Origin of the sequence: Micromonospora sp. LH3U1 (assembly GCF_028475105.1) — a bacterium.
Classification (GTDB): Bacteria; Actinomycetota; Actinomycetes; order Mycobacteriales; family Micromonosporaceae; genus Micromonospora.
This window is the reverse complement of record NZ_CP116936.1, coordinates 1,879,947-1,902,212: the sequence shown is the minus strand read 5'-3', so window position 1 is coordinate 1,902,212 and position 22,266 is coordinate 1,879,947. Positions and strand designations below refer to the sequence as shown.

Genomic DNA, 22,266 nt, shown 5'->3' with positions numbered 1-22,266 from the left:
CAGCGGTCCTCAGGCGGCCGGCGCGGTCAGGACGACGGCTCGGGTGAGCAGCCGAGGCTGGTCCGGATCCAGGCCGCGACGGACCGCGAGCTCGACCGCGAGCCGCTGCGCGGTGGTGAGGTGCGCCATGGCGTCGACGTCCTCGTGCACCACGATCGCGCCCGTGGCGGCCAGATCGTCGCGGAGGCCGGGCACCACCGGCCCGAAGATCCAGACCACGGACCGGTGGTCCACCACGCTGATCGGACCGTGCCGGAACTCCATCGCCGGGTACGACTCGGCCCACATCTGTGCCGCCTCCCGCAGCTTGAGGGCCGCCTCGTGCGCCAGCCCCACCGTCCAGCCGGTGCCGAGGAAGGTGAACTGGTCCCGACCGACCACGGCCGGGTCGAGTGGCGTGTTCAGCTGGGCCCGCGCCTGGGCGATCGGCACGGTCAGGTCCTCCCCGAGACCGGCACGCCAGACGGCGAGCGCGGTCGTGGCGAAGCGGGTCTGCACCACTGACTGCTCGTCGGCGAAGTCCAGGACGACGCAGTCGCTCACGAGCCGGCTCACCGGCCGGTCGGCATCGGTCGTGAGCACGGTCGAACGGCTGCCGGGCGGCAACTGCTCGAGGAGCCGGATCACCTCGGTGGTGGTGCCGGAGCGGGTGATGGCGACCACGCGGTCGTACCGTCGCCCGGCGGGGAACTCCGAGGCGGCGAAGGCGTCGGTCTCACCCTGGCCCGCCGACTCACGCAGCGTCGCGAAGCTCTGCGCCATGAAGTACGACGTGCCACAGCCGACCACGGCGACCCGCTCACCGGGCTGGGGCAGGGCCCGCGCCACGCCCGGTTGGGCGACCAGGTCCGCGGCGCGACGCCACGTCTCGGGCTGGGAGGCTATCTCGGAGGCGACGTACGACACGGTTCCTGCTCTCTGTTGGTGCGGTGCTCATCCAGTTGTTCCACAGTGGTTCGGGACAGCAGTCGGGAAGCCACGGCGTCGTCGTACTCGCCCGCCCACCGGCAGGCGACGGCAGCCGCCGAGACGGCCGCGCCTCGGGCGAGGACATCCCGCCACGGCGCGCGGGTGACGAGCCCGTACGCGAGCACGGCCGCGAGGGCGTCGCCAGCGCCGGTCGGGTTGCCGGACACCCGTTCGGGCGCGCGGGCGCTGTAGGCGGTGCCGCCGCTGACCGCCACGAACCCGTCCGCGCCACGGGAGACGACGCCCGCGCTGGCGCCGAGTCGGACGAGTTCGTGCGCCACCGCCACGGCGTCGTCGCGGGTGCGTACCGGGCGGCCGAGCAGGTCCGCCGCCTCGTGGGCGTTCGGTTTCGCCAGTGCCGGTGCCGCGGCCAGCGCGTGCCGGAGCGCGGGGCCCTCGGCGTCCACGATGGCCTCTGCGCCGCCGGCCCGCGCGATGGTGACGAGGTCGGCGTACGCGGTCTCGGGGACGCCCGGTGGCCGGCTGCCGGACAGCACCACCACCCGCGCCACGCGGGCCCGCTCGGCGAACGCCTCCCGGAACGCCGCCCACTGCGCCGGGGTGACGTGCGGGCCTGGTTCGTTGAGGACCGTCGCCGTGCCCTGCGCGAGGACGGTCACCGTCCGGCGGGTCTCACCGTCGACGCGGGTGAACTGCGCCGGCATGCCGGACGCCGCCAGTTCGGCCTCGATGTGCTCGCCAGCGGCACCGCCGAGCAGGCCGAGGACCAGGGTTTCGGCGCCCAGCTGACGCAGGACCCGGGCAACGTTCAGACCCTTGCCCCCGGCACGGGCGACCACGCTCGTCACCCGGTGCGACGTGTCGGGCACCAGTTCGGGAACGGTGTAGGTGATGTCCAGGGCCGGATTGAGCGCCACCGAGACGATCAGGTCACCGCGCCCCCGGGCCCTTGGCAGGGCTTCGGCGGTCATCTGGCTGATCCGGCGGCGGTCGGCGGGAGCGCGGCACACCGATGTCGTTTCATATCCGCCGCCTCCTCCGGAAGATGCCGGCCCCACGAGCATGCATGATCTATCGTGACATCTCTGCGCCGGAATCAATCAGTATGTTGCAGACCCTAGGATCTGACCTCACTGCCGTCAAGGTGCATCCCCCACGCTCGGCGTCCTGAACCTGGCCGGAACGCCCGGCACCGGAGTCGGCTCGTCGCGCCTCGGCACGACGCAGAGCTTGCAGAAAGTTGCAGAGGCGGGTGCCGGCACGCGATCCCTTGACGAGTGTCGATAAGGCTCGTAAGTTCGTCCGACATCTGACGTAGGACATTCCTGCTGTCCAAAGGACAACTATGACCACACGAATCTCCCGCCGCGCGGTCGCTGTGGCGAGCGCCGCCGGTGCCCTCGCCGCCGTCGCACCGCCCGGCCGGGCGGATGCCGCGATCGCCTCGACGTCCCTGCCGGTTCTCGGCGTCGCCGACGACTGGAACGCCGTCCTCGCCCGTACGCCTCAGGTACAGCTCGCACCCGGTGCCACGTACACCCTGTCGGCCTCCGTCACCCTGCCCGACCACTGCCTCATCGTCGGCAACGGTGCGACGGTCACCGTCGCCAACGACCAGACCGGTGCCCTGTCCATCGTGGGCCGCAGCAACGTCACCATCAGCGGTGTCCACTTTCTCGGCCGCCAGACCAGCCCGGTCGGCTCAGCACCGCAGTTCGCGCACGTCGGCGTCCGGATCAGCCGCAGCACCGGCGTACGGATCCTGGACTGCGACTTCACGAACTGGCGCGGCGCCGGCCTCGCGGTAACCGGATCGACGGCGGACGACTACTTCGGCTACCGGCTCAAGGTGAGCGGCAATGCCTTCCACCGCTGCTACTTCGGTGTCTCGCTGGCCGACCGCAGCGAATACTCGCAGTTGACCGCGAACAGCTTCACATCGTGCCGACTCGCGGTCTGGAACTCGTCCGGGAACTGGACGATCAACGGCAACATCGTCGTCGGATGCTACGGCGCCTACTACTCGTTCGCGCAGACCAGCCCGTACGGGACGCTCACCAGTGACAACTGGGGGCACGGCAGCCTGACCGGCAACACCTTCAATCACTCCAACGGCGGCGTCCCCGTGCGCTGGACCACCGCGCTGTCGTTCCCGATCGGGGGAGCTGACCGCGACCCCGGCACCGGCGTGGTCGTCGAGGGCCTGCTGCCACCGACCTTTACCGGCAACACCCTCTGGTACAGCGACATCCGCGCCACGAACCTGCTGGGCACCCGCTGGATGCTGTCCGGTTGCACCCTGTCCAATCTCACCGTCAGGTGCACCGGCGCGACTCCCGTGCACCTGGTGGGCACACAGGCCAACAGCGGCAATCTGCCCCTGTTGCAGGGCAACGTCAAGGATCTTCTGCCGCTCTGAGCGTTCCCGACCGGAGGTACACGACAGTGTTCTCTTCCCACCAGATGCGTCTTCTTCTCCTACTCACCACCCTGCTGGCCAGCGTGGGGCTCCAGGTACCGTCGGCGGCGCACGCGGCCAATCCGGTGCCCCAGGTCGCGCCGAGCGTCCGGGAGTGGACCGGCGGCACCGGCGTCTACACGCTGACCGCGACCTCCCGGATCCTGGTGGACCCCGCCCATACCGCCCAGTTGTCGGCGGCGGCGACCTCGTTGCGCGTCGACCTCGGCGCGATCAGCGGTGTCGACGTACCGGTCATCTCGTCGGCGGCGCCCGCGACCGGCGACATCCTGCTCACCCTGGCCACCACCGATACCGGCATCGGCGACCAGGGGTACCTGCTGACGGCCAGCTCGAACGTCGTGGTCCGTGGCAACGCGGCGGCCGGCGTGTACTACGGCACCCAGACCCTGCTGCAAATGATCAAGCAGAGCGCGACGGCGACCACCGTTCCGGCGGGATCGATCCGGGACTACCCGCAGTACCGGGACAGGGGGGTGATGCTCGACGTCGGCCGGCACTTCTACGAGATGGACTACCTCGAGAACCTTCTCCGCCGCATGGCGTGGCTGCGTCTGAACACGCTGCGCCTGCACCTCACCGAATGGAACGGCTTCCGGCTGCGCAGCGACCGCTACCCCGGTCTGGCCTCGGCACAGTCCTACAGCAAGGCCGACCTGCGCCGGCTGCAGGATGTCGCCAAGCGGTACCACATCACCATCGTTCCCGAGATCGACCTGCCGGGCCACGCGACCGCCATGACGACCTACGACCCGACGATGCGGTTCACCTGCTCGTCGATGGACTACGCGCCCTGGCCGGGCGGGTCGAACGGCGGCTGGACGCTCAACCTGACGAAGGACTCCGCCCGGACGTTCGTCATGAACCTGCTGTCGGAGTTCGTGCCGCTGTTCGACGGCCCCTACTTCCACATCGGCGGCGACGAATACCAGAACGACAGCGCCAAGAACAGCTGCCCGGAGCTGGTCAACTACGCGCAGGCACGGGGTTTTCCCTACCCGGGTGACGTCTTCACCGAGTTCATGAACCTGATGAACGACAAGGTGCGGTCGTACGGCAAGACGGCCCAGCTGTGGAACTGGTGGGAAACGAACGGCCAGCAGACGAGCATCAAGCCGGCGACCAACATCGTCCTGACGCCGTACACCGGGTCGCTGAACTACTTCTACAACCTGGGGTACACGGTGGTCGGCGTTCCGGAGAGCACGTTGTACGTGACTCCCGGCCTGAACCTCTACGTCAACTCGAAGAACGTCTACGAGAGCTGGGCTCCGGACCAGAACGCCAAGGTCAACGGCTACCAGATCGCCCGCTGGTCGGACGCGGTGGAACACCAGACCGACGAGTGGTTCGACCAGTACGCCACGCGGCCGACCGAGGTCCTCGCCGAGCGTCTGTGGGGCGGCCCACGATCGAGCACCGTGGAGGCGTTCTTCTCCCGCGTGGACGCGATCGGGGACGCACCGGGGGTGCCGAGCGTGGTCCAGGTCAACGACAACACCACGGGGACCGGCGACAACCAGTTCAGCTACTCGGGCACCTGGCAGTACGGAACCAACGGCGCCCGGCAGTACCAGGGTGACGACCACTACAGCAGCACGCTCGACAGCGCCTACCAGGTGCGATTCACCGGAAACAAGATCAAGCTCTTCGCCGCCAGAGCCGCGAACCACGGGCGGGCGGCCGTCTCGGTCGACGGCGGCCCGGAAACCGTGGTCGACCTGTACGCCGCCACGCGGGTGGACCAGGCCCTGGTCTTCAGCAGTGGACTGCTCGCGCAGGGCCCGCACGTCCTGCGGCTGCGGGTGTTGAACACCAGGAACGCCAGCTCGTCCGGTACCGCGGTCACGGCGGACAAGGTCGAGGTGTCCACGGCGGCAGCCCCGACCGCCGCGTTCGACCCGTCGACGGAGTACCGCGTCGTCAACCGCAACAGCACCAAGGTTCTCGAGGTGCCGGCTGGCAGTGGGGACGGCGGTGGCGCCATCCAATGGTCGAGCAACGGTGCGGCGCATCAGCGCTGGACTCTCGCCGAGGCCGGCGGCGGCTACTACCGCATCGTCAACCGCAGCAGCGGCAAGGCGTTGGACGTGTCCGGCTCCTCCACCGCCGACGGTGCGAGCGTCGTCCAGTGGACGTACCACGGCGGCACGAACCAGCTGTGGAGCGTCATTCCGGTCGGAGCGCATTACAAGATCATCAACAGGAATTCCGGCAAGGCGCTCACCGTGGCCAACGCCGCGACCACTGACGGCGCCGCCGTCGTCCAGTCGACCTACCGCGGAGGTACCGATCAGCAATGGACCGTCACCCGATGAACGCCCGGTCGAGGGCACGCCGCCCGGCGACCCGGGCCGGCACCGCCGCAACAGTCGCGCTGATGCTTCTGCTGAGCCTGCTGATGCCGGCGACCCCAGGGCACGCCGCGGCCACCGCGACGCTGAACTACGCGGTCAATCAGGCGTTCAATGGCACTAGCACCTTCGTCGACAAGTCCGGCGACGTGTCCAGCGTTGCGAACCTGACCCAGGGGGCGATCGCGGTCCGGTTCCGGTCCACGAGTTCCGCCGTCGCGAAGAGCTTCTTCAGCGCCTCGCACACCGCAGACGAGTCCAGCAACCTGTCGTTCTCCCTCAACGGCGGATCGGTCTACTTCGAGAACAGGGAGAACGGGGCCTACGCCACCCAGGTGACGTCCACCGGCGGCCCCTACAACGACGGCGTCTGGCACACCGCCATCCTGACCGTCGGATCCGAGGGCACCCGCCTCTACGTCGACGGAACGGTGCGCGCCACACACCCTTCGACCGCGTTCTTCGCGAACGTCCGCGACCTCAACGGGATGTGGATCGGCCGCAACGTCGACGTGCAGGGCGCCCAGTGGCACTACAGCGGCGACCTCGACTACGTGCGCGTGTACGGCACCGCGCTCCCGGCGGGTGAGACCAGTGACCTCAGCATGCGCATCGACTACACGATCCCGTTTCTGGATCTGAAGGACGACACGCGCCGCCAGGTGCTCACCGACCGCCAGGCGGGGCAGTACCTCGGACACCCCGACTCCGTCCTGCTCGACGACGGACGCACGATCTTCACCGTGTACCCCATGGGCCACGGCACCGGCCAGATCATCCTGAAGCGCAGCGACGACGGTGGCCGCACCTGGACCGGTCGGCTTCCCACGCCGGCGAGCTGGGCCACCAGCAAGGAGACCCCCACCCTCTACAAGGTGGTCAAGCCGACCGGGGCGACCCGACTGCTGCTGGTCAGCGGCCTGCCGGCGAGCCCCGGAGGGTTCAAGACCGCCTACTCCGACGACAACGGCCAGTCCTGGTCCGAGTTCACCCACCATTTCGCCGACGCCGGCTTCGCCGGATTCGTGGCCCACGCCACCCTGGTCCGCCTCAAGAAGGCCGACGGATCCTGGGACTTCCGGTACATGGGCATCTTCCACGACGGCGGATACAACAACTGGAAGACGTACCTGACCTTCGACGCCAGCGGCAACGCCGTCTGGAGCACGCCGGCCCGGCTCCTCGCCGCGCACAACACCATCGAGAAGTACGCGGGCCTCTGCGAGATCGAGATCATCCGCTCGCCTGACGGTCGCCAACTCGCGCTGCTCGCCCGGGCGCAGAACAAGCGCACGAACGCAATGGTCGCGTTCTCGAACGACGAGGGAAACACCTGGACCGAGCCGCGCGAGATGCAGGGCGCCCTCATGGGCGAACGTCATGCCGCGACGTACGACCCGGCCTCCGGCCGGCTCGTCATCACCTTCCGCGACATCATCCGCAACAGCGTGAGCAACACCGGCGCATGGGTGGCCGGCGACTGGGTGGCCTGGGTCGGGACCTACGACGACCTGGTCAACTCCCGCGAGGGCCAGTACCGGGTCCGGTTGCTGGAGGACTTCACGCCCTCGGCCAAGAGCGGCGACACCGGCTACGCGGGCAACGTCGTGCTTCCCGACGGCACGTTCGTGCTTACGTCCTACGGATACTTCGACCCGGCCGACACGAGCTACCCGTACATCATGACGACGCGGTTCAGCCTGAAGGAACTCGACGCCCTGAACGGCTCGTTCGACCCGAACGCGAACTTCACGTTCACGAACCGGGCCAGTGGGAAGGTCATGGAGGTCGCGGTTGCCGCGCCGGGTGACGGCGGCGACGCCGTGCAGTGGGCCGACAACGGCGGCCTGCACCAGAAGTGGTCGATCGTCAGCGTCGGGGACGGGTACTACCGGATCGTCAACCGTCGAAGCGGTCGGTCCCTCGACGTGACCGGCAACTCCACCGCGGACGGCGCCGACGTGATCCAGTGGACATACACCGGTTCGGCCAACCAGCAGTGGCGCATCACGCGGGTCGGTACCCATTTCACCATCACGAACCGCAACAGCGGTCGAGTGCTCGACCTCGACGGAACGCTCACGGACAACGGAGCGGACATCATCCAGCGGACCGCCAGCGGCGCGACCCGTCAGCAGTGGTCGCTGTCCTAGTCCGCACGGTTTTCGGTCTCGGGTCTGGCCATGGCCCGTCGGACAGGACGTCGACTCCTGCCCGACGGGCCACGGCCGCTCGGGGTCAGTTCCCCGACGCCACCGCGGTCCCGGTGATCGCCAGGTCGGCCATCGTCGTCCAGGGCCCCCGGGCACCGGCCTCGCTCAGTGCCCGCAGACGCACGTACCGGCCGCTGCGGGCAGCGCTGAGCGGCACCACCTTCTGCGTCGACGTGTCGGCGAACGTCCCGGACGCCACCGGCGTGCCCCAGTTGCTCAGGCTGTCGGTCACGTACACCTCGTAGCGGCCGATCCGGCCGTTCACTCCGCCGTCCTGCCGTGGCAGGTACCGCAGCCCATCGATCTGGTACGTGGCACCCAGATCGATCTGGATCTCGTGCGGCAGGGGTGCCGCCGTGGACGACCAGGCGGTGTGCCAGAAGGTGGCCGGGTCACCGTCGAAGGCGTTGGTGGCCGCGCCGTTCTCCGCGCTGGTCTCTTGGCTGTCGGCGTACACGAGGCGCCAGCCGTCGGCCGGGATCGGCGGCGTCGTCGTACTGGTGCCGGCGACCGGCAGCACGGCGCCGTCGATCCGAGTCTGGAACGCGGTGTTCCGGGACCCGGCCTTGATCCACAGAACCCCGTCCGCGTAGAACCATCCGCTGCTCGCCGAATCGTAGGCCGGGCGCGTGCTCAGCGGCGGAAGCGTCCGGCCGGCGACCGTGACCGCTCGCGGAGCGCCCGCCAGGTGCACGCTGAACTCGTAGGAGCGCGACGACGGCTTACCGGCGTACGTGCCGGTGGAGGCGCCCACGTCCACGGTGACCGTTCCGGTGCCGGATGTCGGTGCCGTCATCCCGACCTGCTGGGTGGCATAGGCACCGTCACGGTAGGCGCGGGTGATGCCGTCGTCCTCGTAGAGCGTGAAGCTCGACGCGCCGCGCGGATACAGGTCGTAGGTGAGTGTGGAGACCGGTTTCTCGCCGGTGTAGTTCATCTGCGGCCACATCGGCACGATGGAACCGCCCTTGACGAACAGGGGCAGCCGATCGAGCGGTGCGGCGTACCCGTTCAGCGTGAGCGGCCCCTGGTACACCCGCCCGGTCCAGTAGTCGGTCCAGGTGCCGGCCGGCAGGTAGATGCCGTCGCGCAACTCGGTGTCGGAGACCACCGGCGCCACGAGGAACGCGTCGCCCGCCATGAACTCCCCCGCCGTGGCGTTGCCGCGGGCGACCGGGTCGTTGGGATACTCCAGCACCAGGGCCCGGGTCGCTGGCACGCCGGTCACGCTGGCCACGCGGCTCATCGTGTAGTGGTACGGCATCAGCCGCATCTTGAGCTGCAGGTACCGGCGGTTGATCGACAGGTACGGCTCGGCAAAGCGCCAGGGTTGCTTGTCCTGGTAGCCGGGTGCCGGATTGGTCGCACCCCAGCCGGACATCGTCATCAGCGCCGGCGTGAACGACTTCCACTGCAGGTCCCGTACGTAGGTGTTCGGGCTGCCACCGAAGATTCCGTCGACGTCGCCGGTGGCGTAGTTGAAGCCGGACAACCCGGCGCCGGCGACGGCCGGCACGGTCCACCGCATGTCGTCCCACCGGCCGTACGTGTCACCGGTCCAGACCACGGCATTGCGCTGGGTGCCGGCCCAGCCGTCGACGGTCCACACGTAGCGGCGGGCGTCAGAGTTCCGTTCGATACCGTCCACCGCCTGCTGGACACCACGGAACGCGTCGCGGTACCCGCCGCCGACCCAGGCGACGTCGGTCTTCACGCCGCGCGTGCCGGCGGTGCCGACCTCCGAGTCGATGGTCCCGAGCCCGGTGGAGGTCCACAAACCGGTCTGGAAGCCGAGTGCCTTGGCGCCGGCGACGGTCGACGGCAGGTCGGTGTAGCCGCAGCCGTATCCGTCGTTGGGCAGGAACCACCCGGAAGGCATGTCCTTGGCCCGGGCTTCCCGCGCGTACGACAGCACGTCGGGAGTCCGCTGGTGCCCAGCCCGGTTGTGGTCGCCCTGGTAGGCCGGGTTGGACGCGTTGAAGCAGTCGGCGTTGCCGAGTTCGAGGCCCCACATCGGGCTCAGGAAAGGCTTGCCGGTCACGTCGGTGTACGCGCCGAGCACCGACTTGAGCGAATCGCCCACGAAGTAGTACGCGTCGAAGCGTTCCTCGTTGTGCGTGGTGGCCACCGGGGCGGTGAAGCCGTAGGAGCCGGGCGCCCACGTGTTGCGCAGGACGCCGTAGCCGTTGGTGGACAGATAGAAGGGCGCCGGGCTGGCGTTGGCGTTCTCCCGCCACCGGTTGTCCACGGCGATCGGCACCGTCTTGTCGCGGAGCGCCCACTCCCCCAGGCGCAGTCCGGTGCCGTAGAACTGCTCGTCCGCGTCGCGCGCCAGGCGCTGCGTGGTACGGCCGGCGGACCAGTCCAGCGGTTGCGACTCCCGCCAGATCGGCCGCCCGTCCGGGCGGTGGACCTGCATCGTCAGGGGGTCCTTGTTGATCCGGATGACCAGCACCGGGGTGGCGATGCGGAAGGCCGTGCCCTCGTCGGTCAGCGTGCTGGCGACCCCGCCGAAGTCGGTCCGCACGGTGATCTCGTTCGCGGCCGGCTCGGTGAAGGTGCCGTCCGGTGCGGCCCAGACGCGGAAGATGTCCGCGCGTACCAGGGTGAGCCGGATGCGGGCCGCCGTGCTGGTGGCGATGGTGTACGTGTTCCCGGCCCGCGTGAGGCCGGTCGCGCGTCCCGGTGTGCTCGCGCCGGCGGGTACGGCTTGCAGCATCGCGGCGAGCAGGATGAGGACCACGATGGCGGCTCGGACGCCGGTGCGGGGGCGGTGCGCGGGCAGCGATGACCAGATCATCGTTTTCTCCCGGTGTGGTGAGGACGATGCGGCCCTGACATTCACGAAGGCCGATAAGCAGGGATGCTGCACCTGCTTGACCTAAGATGCAAGAAGTCGGCCGTGATTTCGCATCGGGTTCCATTTTGCTGGTACCCGGCTACACGCCCGTCAGACCTGTACGACCTTCACCCCGGCCTGCTCGATGAGACTCACCTGCTCCGGGTCCGCCGCCTTGTCGGTTATCAGGGTGTCGATGTTGCCGAGCAGGCAGATCCGGTTGAAGCTCCGGCGGCCCAGCTTCGAGGCGTCAGCCACCACGATCGTCCGCGCGGCGCTGGTCACCATGACGTGGTTGATCGCCGCCTCGTCGTCGTTGTGCGCGCTGGCGCCGTGCTGGTGGTCGATCGCGTCCACCCCGAGCACGACCACGTCCAGCGCCACGGACGCGAGCATCGTCTCGGCGATGCGGCCCACCAGCTCGTACGACTGCGGGCGGGCGGTCCCGCCGGTGAGCACCACCCGGATGTGCGGCCGCACGATGAGTTCGTTGGCGATGTTCAGCGCGTTGGTCACCACCGTGTTCGCCGGCAGCTGCCCGTTCGGGTCGGTGCGCAGCGCGAGCGCCCGTGCCACTTCGGTCGTCGTGGTGCCCCCGTTGAGCCCTACCGTGCTGCGCGGTGGGATCAGTGCGACGGCGGCCGCGGCGATCCGCAGCTTCTCCGACGCCTGCCGCACCGCCTTGTACCGCAGCGGCAGGTCGTAGGACACGCTGGTGACGACCACGCCGCCCCGGGTGCGCGTCACGAGTTGCTGGGTAGCGAGCTCGTCGAAGTCACGTCGGATGGTCGCCGTGCTCACGCCCAGCTCACGGGCGGTGGACTCGATGTCGAGCTGACCCTCGGCCGCGACCATTTCCAGGAGCCGGTGCCACCGCTCGTGCTGGTTCACGTCTCACTCCGGTCGTTTGGCCTGCCCATGCGGCCATCCTTGCATCCCTGGTGCAAGGTCCCGTACCGCGCCACGGCGGCGAGGGCCGGTAGGCGACCTGTTCGGCCGCCGCGCCGAAGGTGGTCACCCGACCGGTCCTCACCGCCCCCGGCCGCACCACCGGCCAGGTCGTCGCCGTGTCGCCCACGGGCATCAGGCCGGAGTGAGCCGCCAGTGCTGGGAGGCGCTACCGGTGTCGCTCTGCTGCACGATCGCGGCCCCGTTGGTGGTCGCCCCGCCGGCCACGGCCAGGACCTTGCCGGTCTGCACGTTGACGAGCTTCACGAAGTCGCCGGAGGCGGTGACGACCCGCCACTGTTGGTTGCCGCCGCCGGTCGCGGTCCACTGGATGACCCGCGCCCCCTCCGCCGTGGAGCCGGCCTCGACGTCCGCGAGCAAGCCTGAGTTGACGCTGGTCATCGTGGTGACGCCACCCACCGCGCCAGCCATCAACCACGCCTGGTTGGTCCCGCCGTTGGGGGTCCACTGGATCAACTGCACGCCGGTGACCCGGGACAGGTCCGGCACGTCGAGGGCCTTGCCGCTGGCCCGGTTGACCACCGTGTGGCGGATGGCGCCCGACTGCCCACTCAACGTGGCTTCGAAGGTGATCGGCTGCGCCTGCACCTGATGCAGGTCGAAGACGACGATCTCGTTTGCGCCGACCCGCAGCCACGGCGCCGGGCAGTAGAGCCGCTGCTGCGGCCCCACCTTCCAGTAGCGGCCCAGGTTGCGCCCGTTGACCCAGACCACGCCCTTGGTCCACCGGGACATGTCGAGGTACGTGTCGCCGGTCTGGGTGAGGTTCACGGTGGCCTTGAAGAAGATGCCGGGCCGCGAGCTGTTGCCGATCACCGGCCTGAGCCCGGCCACGAACGCCTCGTCGATAGGCAGCAGGTGGGTCTGCCATCCGGTCAACGTGCCGGTCAACGTGCCCGCGTCGACCAGCGACACCCGCTCCGTGATGCCCTTGCGGTCGACGAGGGCCTGGCCGTAGTTGTTCCGACCCATGCCCTCCACCAGGATGTCGAGCGTGGGACTGCCGCTCGCCGAGGTCTTCAACGGCAGTGGCACGTCCTGCACGGTGATCCCGAGCGGAGTCGTGTAGGCCGCCGCGAGGTTGCTTCGGGACAGGCCGCCCTGGTAGACGCCGTCGAGGAACACCGTCGCGTAGTCACGCACCGACCTGATGTCCAGCGTGCCCCGGGTGTAGCCGGACAGGACACGGCGGTAGAGCATGAAGCCGGAGTTCTGGCCGTACATCTCCATGGGTTGTGGATTCGTCTGCGTCGGCAGCGCGGCCGGCAGGTTGTCCCACAGCGAGGCGTACGGCGCCGGCACCACCGCCTGGCTGCCGGTACGCACGATGGTGGGAATCGGCGCCGGTACGGCCGGCAGCGTCACCCCGAGAGCCGTGCCGATGATCTCGCGGTAGGCGGGGTACAGGCGGGCCGGGCCGCCCTGTTCGTTGATCGGTGCCCCGTAGTCGTAGCTGGTGATGTCCGCCTGGTAGCCGGACCCGTTGTCGGCGGCGTTCGCACCGGCTGAGTATCCGAAGTTCGTGCCACCGTGAATCATGTAGAGGTTGAACGACAGCTTGCCTGCCATCAGGCCCCGCAACTGCGTGGAGATGTCGGTGTTGGATCCGGCGAAGCCGCCGTCGCCCCAGTGGGTCAACCAGCCCGGGTAGAGCTCGCCGGACATGGCCGGAACGGTCGGGAAGGACTGGCGTGCCGCGGCGATGGCCGCGGCGTCACCACCGCTGAGCGCGATCGCGCCGCCGGTGACGACCGTACGGTTGCCCTGCACCTGGCCGAGGCCGTCCTCCGTGTAGAACGGTCCGGTGATCCCGGCCCGCAGCCACAGCTGACGCAGTTCTTCGAGGTAGACGACGTCGTTGCCGTACGACCCGTACTCGTTCTCGATCTGGACCATCAGGATCGGTCCTCCGTTGGCCACCATGAGCGGCTTGACGAGCGCGGCGAGCGCGTTGACGTAGCGCGTGACCGCCGCCATGTAGTTCGGGTCGGAGGCGGTGCGGACCCGCAACCTGATGCCCGTGTTCCTCAGCAGGTACGGCGGTATACCGCCGAGGTCCCATTCGCCGCAGACGTAGGGGCCCGGGCGCAGCAGGACGTACATCCCTTCGGCCTGGCACAGCCTGATGAAGCCGGCGATATCGCGCCGATCGGTGGTGAAGTCGAAGACGCCGGGCCGTTCCTCGACGTGGTTCCACATCACGTAGATGGCGATCGTGTTCATGCCCATCGCCTTGGCCATCTGGATCCGGTGCCGCCAGTACTGCACCGGGATGCGGGCCGGGTGCATCTCGCCGCTGCGGATCTGGAATGGCTGGCCGTCGAGCAGGAAGTTGCTGCCGTCGGTAGAGAACCCGAAGGTCTGCGCCGCGGCCGCAGCACTGGCCGGGCCGCCCGATGTCAGCATCGCCGCAAACGGACTGAGCACACCGAGGGTGAGGAGTTGGCGCCGTTCCATGGAGTCTCCTTCGGACAGGCATCGCCGGCGGCGGTCACGGGCCGGGGACGGGCCCGATCGCCGGAATGACGAAGGTGGTCGATGTATTCGAGCCTGCCAGACGACGCAACATGATGTAAATATCTGCGCTCGATCCAGCACCTTTTATCAGGCACCCCGCTGGCGATACCGTCCATCCAGGACATCAGTACCTCCCCGCCCCCCTGCGGGTTGATCTATTGACGATCCGCGCTGCGTCCGGTTAGCGTCACGACGTCAGATATCCGACGTCTTATGGCTGACTTCCCCCGTTCGCACCCCCGCCCCCGGAAGGAATCCTGTGTCTCCTGTCCGAGCACTACCGCGCCGAGTGATAGCGGTCGTGGCCGCCGTCCTCGGCGTGGCCGCGATCCTGCCCGCTACGCCAGCTCACGCCGCCCCCGCCGGCGTGAGCGCCACCGCCAGCGCCGACTGCACGACCGGCCGGCTCAACCTGTTGCTCACCAACGGCAGCACCACCGCGCAGACCTTCACCGTCACCTGGCCGGGCCGCACGAACTCCCCCTGGACCCGGACGGTCGCCGCCGGCAGCAGCAGCAGCGAGCTGTACTGGACCCTCCCGGCGGGCACCGCGTACACCCTGCGGACGATCACCCCGACCGGGTTGGACGACACCTCCGCCGGCATCTTCCACTGTGGCACCGGCATGTCCGCGCTGACCAGCTACGACTGCACCGCCGGCCGGCTCCAGCTCGCGCTGGAGAACCGCACCACGACCGCCCGGGACTTCACCGTCACGTGGCCGGGGCGCACCGGATCGCCGTGGACCCGCACCATCGCCGCCGGGAGCAACTACCTGCACTACTGGACGGTCGGCGCCGGCACCGCGTACACCCTGCGGGTCACCGCCCCCGGCTTCGACACCACCCTGCGGGGTACCGCCGGGTGCGGCCTGACCGCCGGCACCCCCCAAATGAACAACACGGCGGTGCTGACCACGCAGAGCGTCATCCGCAACCTCAACGGTGCCAGCGGGCGCTACGACGGCACCGCCGCCTCGGTACGCATCCCCGGCATGGCGGTCACCAACAACGGCACCGTCATCGCCGTCGCCGACGCCCGGGTCAACGGCCAGTACGACCTGGGTGGCGGCACCAACAACATCCAGATCGCCATGACCCGCAGCACCGACGGCGGCCGGACCTTCGATCAGCCGCGCATCATCCACGCCCCCGCCACCATCAGCGAGGGAGCCGGGGACCCCAGTCTGCTGGTGGACCGCAAGACCGGCGTCGTCTACTGCTTCTACACCTACTCCCCCAAGCCGGGCATCAGCTTCTGGTCCGGCTCGTCCGGTCTCAACACCGCCAACGACCCGAACAGCCTGCACCTGCAATACATCACCAGCAGGGACAACGGCGCCACCTGGAGTGCCCCGGTGGAGCTGAACCCGACGATCAAGGTGGCGACGTGGCAGCAGGCGTTCTTCTCCTCCGGTCACGGCATCCAGAGCAGTTCCGGGCGCCTGATCCAGCCGTTCGTCTACCGGGACGCGGCCGGTCTCACCCAGACCGGCAACATCTACAGCGACGACAACGGCGCGACGTGGCGGCGCGGTGGACCCGCCGGCGGGAACATCAACGAGAGCAAGGCGATCGAGCGCGGCACCGGGGCGATCGTGCAGAACATGCGGCACAACAGCACCCGTAGCCGGTTCTACTCCACGTCCACCGACGGCGGCGTGACGTTCGGCCCGGCCACGGCCAGCGCCGTGCTGACCGATCCGCTCTGCAACGCCGACGAGGTGTCCTACCTGCGTCCGTCGGAGGTGGGCACGAACGGCGCGCCGGTGCGGACGCGGACCGCGCTGTTCAGCAACAACGCGAACCCGACCTCGCGCAACGACCTCACCGTCCGGCTCTCCACCGACGACGGCGCCAGCTGGCCGGCCAAGGCGCTGGTCAAGCCGGGCGGCGCGGGCTACTCCACGATGGCCGTGCTGTCCGACGGGACGATCGGCAACCTGTACGAGGTGGGTGGCACCGGAGGCATCTTCTTCGCCCGCTTCACCCTCGACTGGGTCAAGGGGGCCTGACCCGGAAACCCCCGTCCCCGGTGCCGGCGCTGCGCTGGCACCGGGGACGGTCCCGTCGTTGTCAGGCTCACCCGGCGTCGTCCAGGGTGCGGATCACCTCCCCGGTGTCCAGCCGGGGCAGGCGGGGGTGCCACGCATCCGGGCCCGGATGCCCGAGGTTGAGCAGGAGCAGCACCTCGTGGCGACCGTCGGGGAAGAACTCCCGCTGGACGCCTCCGGCGTCGAAGCCCGCCATCGGGCCTGCGGCGAGACCCGCCGCGCGTACACCCACGATCAGGTAACCGATCTGGAGGGTCGCGTTGAACCGGGCCTGCTCGGCTCGCGCCTCCCGGTCCGCGAGCCAGTCCCGGGCCTGCGGGCGGTGCGGATACAGCTCGGGCAGCCGCTCGTGGAAGTCCACGTCGGCGGCGAGGAGCGCGGTCAGCGGGGCGCTGGCCGTCTTGGCCCGGTTACCGCTGGACAGGTACGGCAGCAGCCGCGCCCGGGACTTTGGCGAGCGCAGCAGCAGCACCCGCAGCGGCTGCCCGTTGTACGCGGTCGGCCCGTACCGGATCAGGTCGTGGATCGCCGCGACCTGATCATCGGTGACCGGCTCGTCGGTGAACGTGTTGGCCGTGCGCGCCGCCCTGAACAACAGGTCCTGGGCCGCCCGATCCAACGCGAGCAGGTCCGATGTGGTTGGTGCCGTCACGACGGGACCAAGGGAACCGCGGTGGTGTAGCCGCCCTGGTGGTGCACCAGCGGCGCACCGTTCCCGCCGTCGCCGAGTGCCAACGGCTCGGCGATCACCAGCGTGTGGTCGCCGGCCGGCACCCGGCGCACCACCCGGCAGAGCAGCCGAGCCAGCACTCCGGTCAGCAGCGGCACCCCGAACGGCCCTGGCGTCCAGTACGGGTACGCGGTGAACCGGTCGATGCCGCTGGTGGCGAAGACCGCCGCGGCGTCCCGCTGCCCCGCGCTCAGCAGGTGCACCGCGACATGTTCGGCGCGGGCCAGCACCGGCCAACTCGACGAGTCGACGCCGAGGCAGAACGAGACCAGCGGCGGGTCCAGGGAGACCGACGTGAACGAGGTGGCGGTGAACCCAGCTCGGATCGGCGCGCCGATCCCGCCCAGGCAGACCGGGTCGGTGGCGCGGGCGACGGCGGTGACCACCGTGACGCTGGTGGCCTGCCGGCGCAGCAGCGCGCGGAACAGATCCCGGTCCACCGGTTGCAGCTCGGCGGCGTCCGTCGTCGGACGCTCGACGGTGGTCACGCCGACACCAGGGCCGACGCGGCGTACGCGCTGGCCGGTCGAGGCAGGCCGTAGTGCTCGCGCAGGGTCTGCCCGGTGTACTCGGTGCGGAACAGCCCGCGGGTGCGCAGCACCGGCACGACGTGGTCCACGAAGTCGGCAAGCCCGCCAGGCAGGTGCGGCGGCCTGATGTTGAAGCCGTCGGCGGCGCCCTCGGTGAACCACAGCTCGATCTGGTCGGCGATCTGCTCCGGCGTTCCGACGACGACCCGGTGGCCCCGGCCGCCGCCGAGCCGGCCGATGAGCTGCCGGATGGTGAGCCGTTCCCGACGGGCCAGTTCAGTGACGAGCTGGTAGCGGCTCTGGTGGGCCTGCACGGTCCCGGCGGCCGGCAGCTCCGGCAGCGGCCCGTCCAGCGGCAGGCCGGCGAGGTCGATGCCGAGCATGCCGGAGAGCTGGGCGAGCGCGTAGTCCGGGACGATCAGTTCCTCCAACTCGGCGGCGAGCGCCCGCGCCTCGGCCTCGGTGCCGCCAATCACCGGCGCGATGCCGGGCAGGACCTTCACCAGGTCGGGGTCCCGGCCGGCGGCGGTGACCTGCCGACGCAGCTCGGCGTAGAAGCCCTGCCCGTCGGCGAGGGTCTGCTGGGCGGTGAAGACCGCCTCGGCGTAGCGGGCGGCGAAAGCGATTCCGTCCGGCGACGAGCCGGCCTGCACGAGCAGCGGTCGTCCCTGCGGCCCACGAGGGATGTTCAGCGGGCCGCGGACCTGGAACTCCGGCCCCCGGTGCGCCACCTCGTGCACCCGCTCGGTGTCGGCGAACACCCCCGCGCCGGTGTCGAAGACCAGCGCGTCGTCCTCCCAGCTGTCCCAGAGCTTGACCGCCACGTCGACGAACTCGGCGGCCCGGCGGTACCTGTCGGCGTGCGCGGGGTGGCTGTCCCGGTTGAAGTTGACCGCCTCCCGCTCCTGAGCGGAGGTGACGATGTTCCAGCCGGCCCGGCCGCCACTGAGATGATCCAGTGAGGCGAACTTGCGGGCGACGTGGAACGGCTCGTTGTAGGTGGTGGAGACCGTCGCGATGAGACCGATGTGCTCGGTCACCGCGGCCAGCGAGGCGAGCAGGGTCAGCGGTTCGAAGACGGCCTGGATGTTGTGCCGGGGGTTCGGCCCGACCGAGAGCCCGTCGGCGAGGAAGAGCGAGTCGAGGGTGCCGCGCTCGGCGATGCGGGCCAACTCCTGGAAGTGCCGCACGTCGGTGACCCGACGCGGGTCGGTGCGGGGGTGCCGCCAGGCGGCCTCGTGGTGGCCGACGCCCATCAGGAACGCGTTGAGGTGCAGGGTACGAGTCATTGGTGTCTGTCCTATCCGGCGGAGACGTCGACGCGCCAGGTGGAGAAGTGGCGTTCGAGGGCGACGAGGAGCTGGTTGACGACCAGGCCGATGGCGGAGATCGTGATGATCCCGGAGTACATGTCGGCAATCGCGAAGTTGTACTGCGCGTAGTTGATGAGGTAGCCGAGGCCGGCCTTCGCGCCGACCATCTCGGCCGCGACGAGCACCAGGATCGAGTACGCCCCGGCCAGCCGGACTCCGGTGAAGATGGTCGGCACCGCAGCCGGCAGGATCACCTTCTGGAACAGCCGCAGGTGGTTGAGCCCCATCGAGCGGGCCGATCGGATCAGCAGCGGGTCGACGCCCTTCACGCCGGCGATGGTGTTCAGCAGGATCGGCCAGGAGCACGCGTACAGCACCAGGGCGATCTTGGAGGTCTCCCCCAGGCCGAGGATGAGCACGAACACCGGCAGCAGGGCCAGCGCGGCGGTGTTGCGGAACACCTCCAGCAGCGGGCTGAGCAGCTCGGCGAGCGGCCGGTACCAGCCGATCAGCAGCCCGAGGGGGATGGCGGTGAGCACCGCCAGGCCGAGCCCGGCCAGTGACCGGGTGAGGCTCGCCCCGACGTGCTCGGCGAGCTGCCCGCTGCGCAGCAACTCCCACCAGGCCACCAGCACCTCGGACAGCGGGGGCAGGAAGACCCGGTCCACCAGCCCCAGCCGGGGTGCGCCCTCCCAGATCGCGGCCAGCGCAGCGATGGCGACGGTGCGGTGCAGCACCCTCCCGCCGACGCCGAGCAGCCGACCGGCCAGGCCGGGACCAGCGCGCTCGGCCGCCGCCGAGGGCACGGCGGGTACGAGTCGAGTGTGACGTTCGGCGATGTCAACCAACGCGGGCCTCCTCGGTGTGGCTGACGCCGGTGCCTTCGGCCGCCTGGGCGGCGCGCACCTCATCGCGCAGCAGGGTCCAGATCTGGTGCCGGTGGTGGCGGAACGCGTCGGTGGAGCGGACGTCCTCCACCGCGTCCCGGTCGCCGAGGTCGATGTCGATGACCTCTTTCAGTCGTCCGGGCCGGGAGGTCAGCACCGCCACCCGCTGACCGAGGTACACGGCCTCGTCGATGCCGTGGGTGATGAACACGATGGTCTTGCCGGTGCGGGCCCAGATCCGCACCAGCTCGTCCTGCAACGAGTCGCGGGTCTGCGCGTCCAGGGCGGCGAACGGCTCGTCCATCAGCAGCACGTCCGGGTCGTACGCGAGACTGCGGGCGATGGCGACCCGCTGTTTCATCCCGCCGGACAGCTCGTGCGGGTAGCGGTCGGCGAAGCCGCGCAGGCCCACCAGGTCCAGGTGGTGTTCGATCAGGGCGGCACGCTCGGCCCGGGGCACTCTCTTGGCCTCCAGCCCGAACGCGACGTTGCCGGCGGCGGTGCGCCAGGGCAGCAGCGCGTACTGCTGGAAGACGATGCCCCGGTCCAGGCCGGGGCCGGTGACGGGCCGGCCGTCGACGAGCACCTGCCCTGCGGTCGGCTGGGTGAGCCCACCGAGCAGGTCGAGCAGGGTGGATTTGCCGCAGCCGCTGGGGCCGACGACGACCAGGAACTCGCCGGGACGTACCCCGAGGGTCACCTGGTCCAGCGCGGTGACCGCGCCGGCGGTGCCGCGCCGGGTGGCGCGGACCGGGAAGGTCTTGGTCACCCGGTCGAAGAGGATCTTGTCGGTGCTCACGCGCCGCCGCCGTCCACGAAGGGGTTGAACCGGTTGGTGTAGATGTCGCCTGGCTTCGGCCGGTCGCCCTTGAGCTCACCCTCGGCGGCGAGCCAGTCGATCCACGTGCCGAACTCCTGCTCGTCGATCACGCCGCCGCGGCCGGCGACGCCGCTACTTTTCCAGTACGCGACAAGTGACGGGTCCTCGTTGCGGCCCCGCTTGGTGATGATGTCCCGCATCCGGGCGACCACGGTCTCCCGGGGCTGGGTGCGGGCCCACTCGATGGCCTTGCCGACGCCGCCGACGAACGCCTTGACGGTCTCCGGGTTGCGCTTGATGAAGTCGTCGCGAAAGACGTACGTGCCACCGCTGAACGCGCCGAGCAGCTCGTAGTCGGTGAAGATGGTGCGGATGCCGCCGCCGGCGATCGCCTTGTCCCGGATCACCCCGCCGAGCACCGCGACGTCGATCTGCTTCTGCCGCAGCGACTGCTCGGTGTTGACCGGCGGCAGGGCGACCAGCTCGACCTGTTTGATCTCGGCGGGGGTGAGCCCGCCGCGAGCGAGCCAGGTCTTGAGCACAGCCTCGGCGTGCGCGCCGAGGGTGTTCATGCCGATCTTCTTGCCGATCAGGTCGCGGGGGCCACGGATCGGGCTGTCGTCGAGCACGTAGTAGCCCTGGAAGCTCTGCGCGTCGGAGCCGTAGTAGCTGACCACGGCGGTGATCGGGGCGTTGGCGGCGGCGAGCTTGACGATGGCGCCGTTGAACGCGCCGCCGAAGTCGCTCTGCCCGGTGGCGGTGGCCTGGATGTCCTGCGGACCGCCGGTGACGTTGCCGATCCAGTTGAGCCGAACGTCGCCGAGGTAGCCGAGGTCGGCGGCGAGTTCGGGGAGGGTGACCTGACCGACCGAGCCCTGGTAACGCAGCTCGTTGGCCTGGCTACCGCCGGCTGCGGCGTCGCCGCCGCAGCCGGCGGTAGCGGTGAGCAGAGCCAGTGCGGCAGCGATGGCGAGGGTACGCAGGAGGGCGCGACGGGGTGGGGACATGAGAAGTCTCCTGATCTGTCCACGATGGGAACAAGGACGCCGGGTGGGAGTGCGGCGCTGGAGCCGAGCCGGATGAACCGGTCAGCTCAACAGAGCGCGCTCGCGTGCCGGACCAGGTCGACGTGCACACGAGCGGTGAGGAGAAGCTCATCCCGCTGCGACATGACCTCATGTTGCCGGGGGCGGGATCGACCGGTCAACGGTCTTCCAGAAGGTGAGACTTGTATCGCTGCCTATGTTACGAAGCGCTCCTAGCAGCGTTTACCTTGGCGCAACACCTATCTGTTGAATAGGGATTCAGGTGCGCGACAGTCATCGTCCAGAGCGGACATTGAGAGGGTTTCAAATGTTGCCGGTGCGGGAATGTTCGATCTCGACACGGCAGGGAACGGTGACGAGGGGAGTCCTCCGATGGGCCTCATGTTTCGCAAGCGCAAGAAGTACGGTCCGATCATCCTGAACTTCACCGAGAACGGCTTCTCCTCGTGGAGCATCAAGATCGGGCGCTGGTCCTGGAACTCCAAGGCGCGGGCGCACCGGGTCGACCTGCCGGGTCCGCTGTCCTGGAAGCAGGACAAGTCCCGGTCGTAGCATCCCGGGAGTCGAGCGGGGTGCCGGTGATTCA

General features: G+C 69.4%; 17 protein-coding genes. 5 read left to right on the top strand and 12 right to left on the bottom strand.

Annotation, left to right across the window (positions count from 1 at the left end; translation table 11 throughout):
* Positions 1–9 precede the first annotated feature (9 nt).
* Positions 10–906 carry an SIS domain-containing protein gene (locus PCA76_RS08805; RefSeq protein ID WP_272616560.1) on the bottom strand — a complete coding sequence of 299 codons (897 nt, stop codon included), beginning with the start codon at positions 904–906 and terminating at the stop codon, positions 10–12.
* Positions 882–1,901 (bottom strand): 1-phosphofructokinase family hexose kinase, encoded by a 1,020-nt coding sequence (locus PCA76_RS08800; protein ID WP_272616559.1) that lies wholly within the window; start codon positions 1,899–1,901, stop codon positions 882–884. Before PCA76_RS08800 ends, PCA76_RS08805 begins: the two co-directional genes overlap by 25 nt.
* Positions 1,902–2,275: 374 nt before the next feature.
* Between PCA76_RS08800 and PCA76_RS08795 the strand changes: the two genes are divergently transcribed.
* Genes PCA76_RS08795 through PCA76_RS08785 form a run of 3 tightly spaced genes read left to right on the top strand, consistent with a single transcriptional unit; the run spans position 2,276 to position 7,916 of the window.
* Positions 2,276–3,349, top strand: coding sequence for a right-handed parallel beta-helix repeat-containing protein (locus PCA76_RS08795; RefSeq protein ID WP_272616558.1), 1,074 nt, complete (start codon positions 2,276–2,278; stop codon positions 3,347–3,349).
* 44 nt (positions 3,350–3,393) lie between these two features.
* Complete coding sequence (locus PCA76_RS08790; protein WP_272616557.1) at positions 3,394–5,727, top strand: family 20 glycosylhydrolase; 2,334 nt, start codon at positions 3,394–3,396, stop codon at positions 5,725–5,727.
* A complete protein-coding gene (locus PCA76_RS08785) occupies positions 5,709–7,916 on the top strand; it encodes an RICIN domain-containing protein (RefSeq protein WP_272616556.1) in 2,208 nt (735 codons plus the stop codon). Before PCA76_RS08790 ends, PCA76_RS08785 begins: the two co-directional genes overlap by 19 nt.
* A gap of 85 nt (positions 7,917–8,001) precedes the next feature.
* Here the strand turns inward: PCA76_RS08785 and PCA76_RS08780 are convergent, their stop codons facing one another.
* The 3 genes from PCA76_RS08780 to PCA76_RS08770 form a co-directional block, all read right to left on the bottom strand.
* Positions 8,002–10,776 carry a discoidin domain-containing protein gene (locus tag PCA76_RS08780; RefSeq protein WP_272616555.1) on the bottom strand — a complete coding sequence of 925 codons (2,775 nt, stop codon included), beginning with the start codon at positions 10,774–10,776 and terminating at the stop codon, positions 8,002–8,004.
* Positions 10,777–10,926: 150 nt separating this feature from the next.
* Positions 10,927–11,706 carry a DeoR/GlpR family DNA-binding transcription regulator gene (locus tag PCA76_RS08775; RefSeq protein WP_272616554.1) on the bottom strand — a complete coding sequence of 260 codons (780 nt, stop codon included), beginning with the start codon at positions 11,704–11,706 and terminating at the stop codon, positions 10,927–10,929.
* Between the two features lie 192 nt (positions 11,707–11,898).
* Entirely contained in the window at positions 11,899–14,241 is a 2,343-nt protein-coding gene (locus PCA76_RS08770; protein ID WP_272616553.1) for a beta-galactosidase, read from the bottom strand.
* 361 nt (positions 14,242–14,602) lie between these two features.
* Between PCA76_RS08770 and PCA76_RS08765 the strand changes: the two genes are divergently transcribed.
* Positions 14,603–16,315, top strand: coding sequence for an exo-alpha-sialidase (locus PCA76_RS08765; RefSeq protein WP_272616552.1), 1,713 nt, complete (start codon positions 14,603–14,605; stop codon positions 16,313–16,315).
* Positions 16,316–16,382: 67 nt separating this feature from the next.
* On the opposite strand, the gene PCA76_RS08760 is transcribed toward PCA76_RS08765, so the two are convergent.
* The 7 genes from PCA76_RS08760 to PCA76_RS32785 all read right to left on the bottom strand — a co-directional run bounded on the left by PCA76_RS08760 (position 16,383) and on the right by PCA76_RS32785 (position 21,805).
* The gene (locus tag PCA76_RS08760; RefSeq protein WP_272616551.1) at positions 16,383–17,006 is read right to left on the bottom strand and encodes a malonic semialdehyde reductase; all 624 of its coding nucleotides are present in this window, start codon (positions 17,004–17,006) and stop codon (positions 16,383–16,385) included.
* Positions 17,003–17,572 (bottom strand): flavin reductase family protein, encoded by a 570-nt coding sequence (locus PCA76_RS08755; protein WP_272616550.1) that lies wholly within the window; start codon positions 17,570–17,572, stop codon positions 17,003–17,005. Before PCA76_RS08755 ends, PCA76_RS08760 begins: the two co-directional genes overlap by 4 nt.
* Positions 17,569–18,903 carry an LLM class flavin-dependent oxidoreductase gene (locus PCA76_RS08750; RefSeq protein WP_272616549.1) on the bottom strand — a complete coding sequence of 445 codons (1,335 nt, stop codon included), beginning with the start codon at positions 18,901–18,903 and terminating at the stop codon, positions 17,569–17,571. The genes PCA76_RS08755 and PCA76_RS08750 overlap by 4 nt, the downstream gene beginning before the upstream one ends.
* An 11-nt stretch (positions 18,904–18,914) precedes the next feature.
* Positions 18,915–19,775: an ABC transporter permease gene (locus tag PCA76_RS08745; protein WP_272616548.1), complete on the bottom strand. Its 861-nt coding sequence runs from the start codon at positions 19,773–19,775 to the stop codon at positions 18,915–18,917.
* On the bottom strand, positions 19,768–20,613 hold the full coding sequence (locus PCA76_RS08740; RefSeq protein WP_272616547.1) for an ABC transporter ATP-binding protein: 846 nt from the start codon (positions 20,611–20,613) through the stop codon (positions 19,768–19,770). Before PCA76_RS08740 ends, PCA76_RS08745 begins: the two co-directional genes overlap by 8 nt.
* The gene (locus tag PCA76_RS08735) at positions 20,610–21,641 is read right to left on the bottom strand and encodes an ABC transporter substrate-binding protein (RefSeq protein ID WP_272616546.1); all 1,032 of its coding nucleotides are present in this window, start codon (positions 21,639–21,641) and stop codon (positions 20,610–20,612) included. The genes PCA76_RS08740 and PCA76_RS08735 overlap by 4 nt, the downstream gene beginning before the upstream one ends.
* 86 nt (positions 21,642–21,727) lie before the next feature.
* A complete protein-coding gene (locus tag PCA76_RS32785; protein WP_349881247.1) occupies positions 21,728–21,805 on the bottom strand; it encodes a putative leader peptide in 78 nt (25 codons plus the stop codon).
* Between the two features lie 247 nt (positions 21,806–22,052).
* Between PCA76_RS32785 and PCA76_RS08730 the strand changes: the two genes are divergently transcribed.
* On the top strand, positions 22,053–22,232 hold the full coding sequence (locus PCA76_RS08730) for a DUF4236 domain-containing protein (protein ID WP_030333600.1): 180 nt from the start codon (positions 22,053–22,055) through the stop codon (positions 22,230–22,232).
* Positions 22,233–22,266 lie beyond the last annotated feature (34 nt).

Excerpts from the sequence above, each read along its gene's own strand:
- PCA76_RS08800 (WP_272616559.1), bottom strand. The coding sequence starts at position 1,901 with ATGACCGCCGAAGCCCTGCCAAGGGCCCGGGGGCGCGGTGACCTGATC.
- PCA76_RS08795 (WP_272616558.1), top strand. The coding sequence starts at position 2,276 with ATGACCACACGAATCTCCCGCCGCGCGGTCGCTGTGGCGAGCGCCGCC.
- PCA76_RS08790 (WP_272616557.1), top strand. The coding sequence starts at position 3,394 with ATGCGTCTTCTTCTCCTACTCACCACCCTGCTGGCCAGCGTGGGGCTC.
- PCA76_RS08785 (WP_272616556.1), top strand. The coding sequence starts at position 5,709 with ATGGACCGTCACCCGATGAACGCCCGGTCGAGGGCACGCCGCCCGGCG.
- PCA76_RS08780 (WP_272616555.1), bottom strand. The coding sequence starts at position 10,776 with ATGATCTGGTCATCGCTGCCCGCGCACCGCCCCCGCACCGGCGTCCGA.
- PCA76_RS08770 (WP_272616553.1), bottom strand. The coding sequence starts at position 14,241 with ATGGAACGGCGCCAACTCCTCACCCTCGGTGTGCTCAGTCCGTTTGCG.
- PCA76_RS08750 (WP_272616549.1), bottom strand. The coding sequence starts at position 18,903 with ATGACTCGTACCCTGCACCTCAACGCGTTCCTGATGGGCGTCGGCCAC.
- PCA76_RS08735 (WP_272616546.1), bottom strand. The coding sequence starts at position 21,641 with ATGTCCCCACCCCGTCGCGCCCTCCTGCGTACCCTCGCCATCGCTGCC.
- PCA76_RS32785 (WP_349881247.1), bottom strand. The coding sequence starts at position 21,805 with ATGTCGCAGCGGGATGAGCTTCTCCTCACCGCTCGTGTGCACGTCGAC.
- PCA76_RS08730 (WP_030333600.1), top strand. The coding sequence starts at position 22,053 with ATGGGCCTCATGTTTCGCAAGCGCAAGAAGTACGGTCCGATCATCCTG.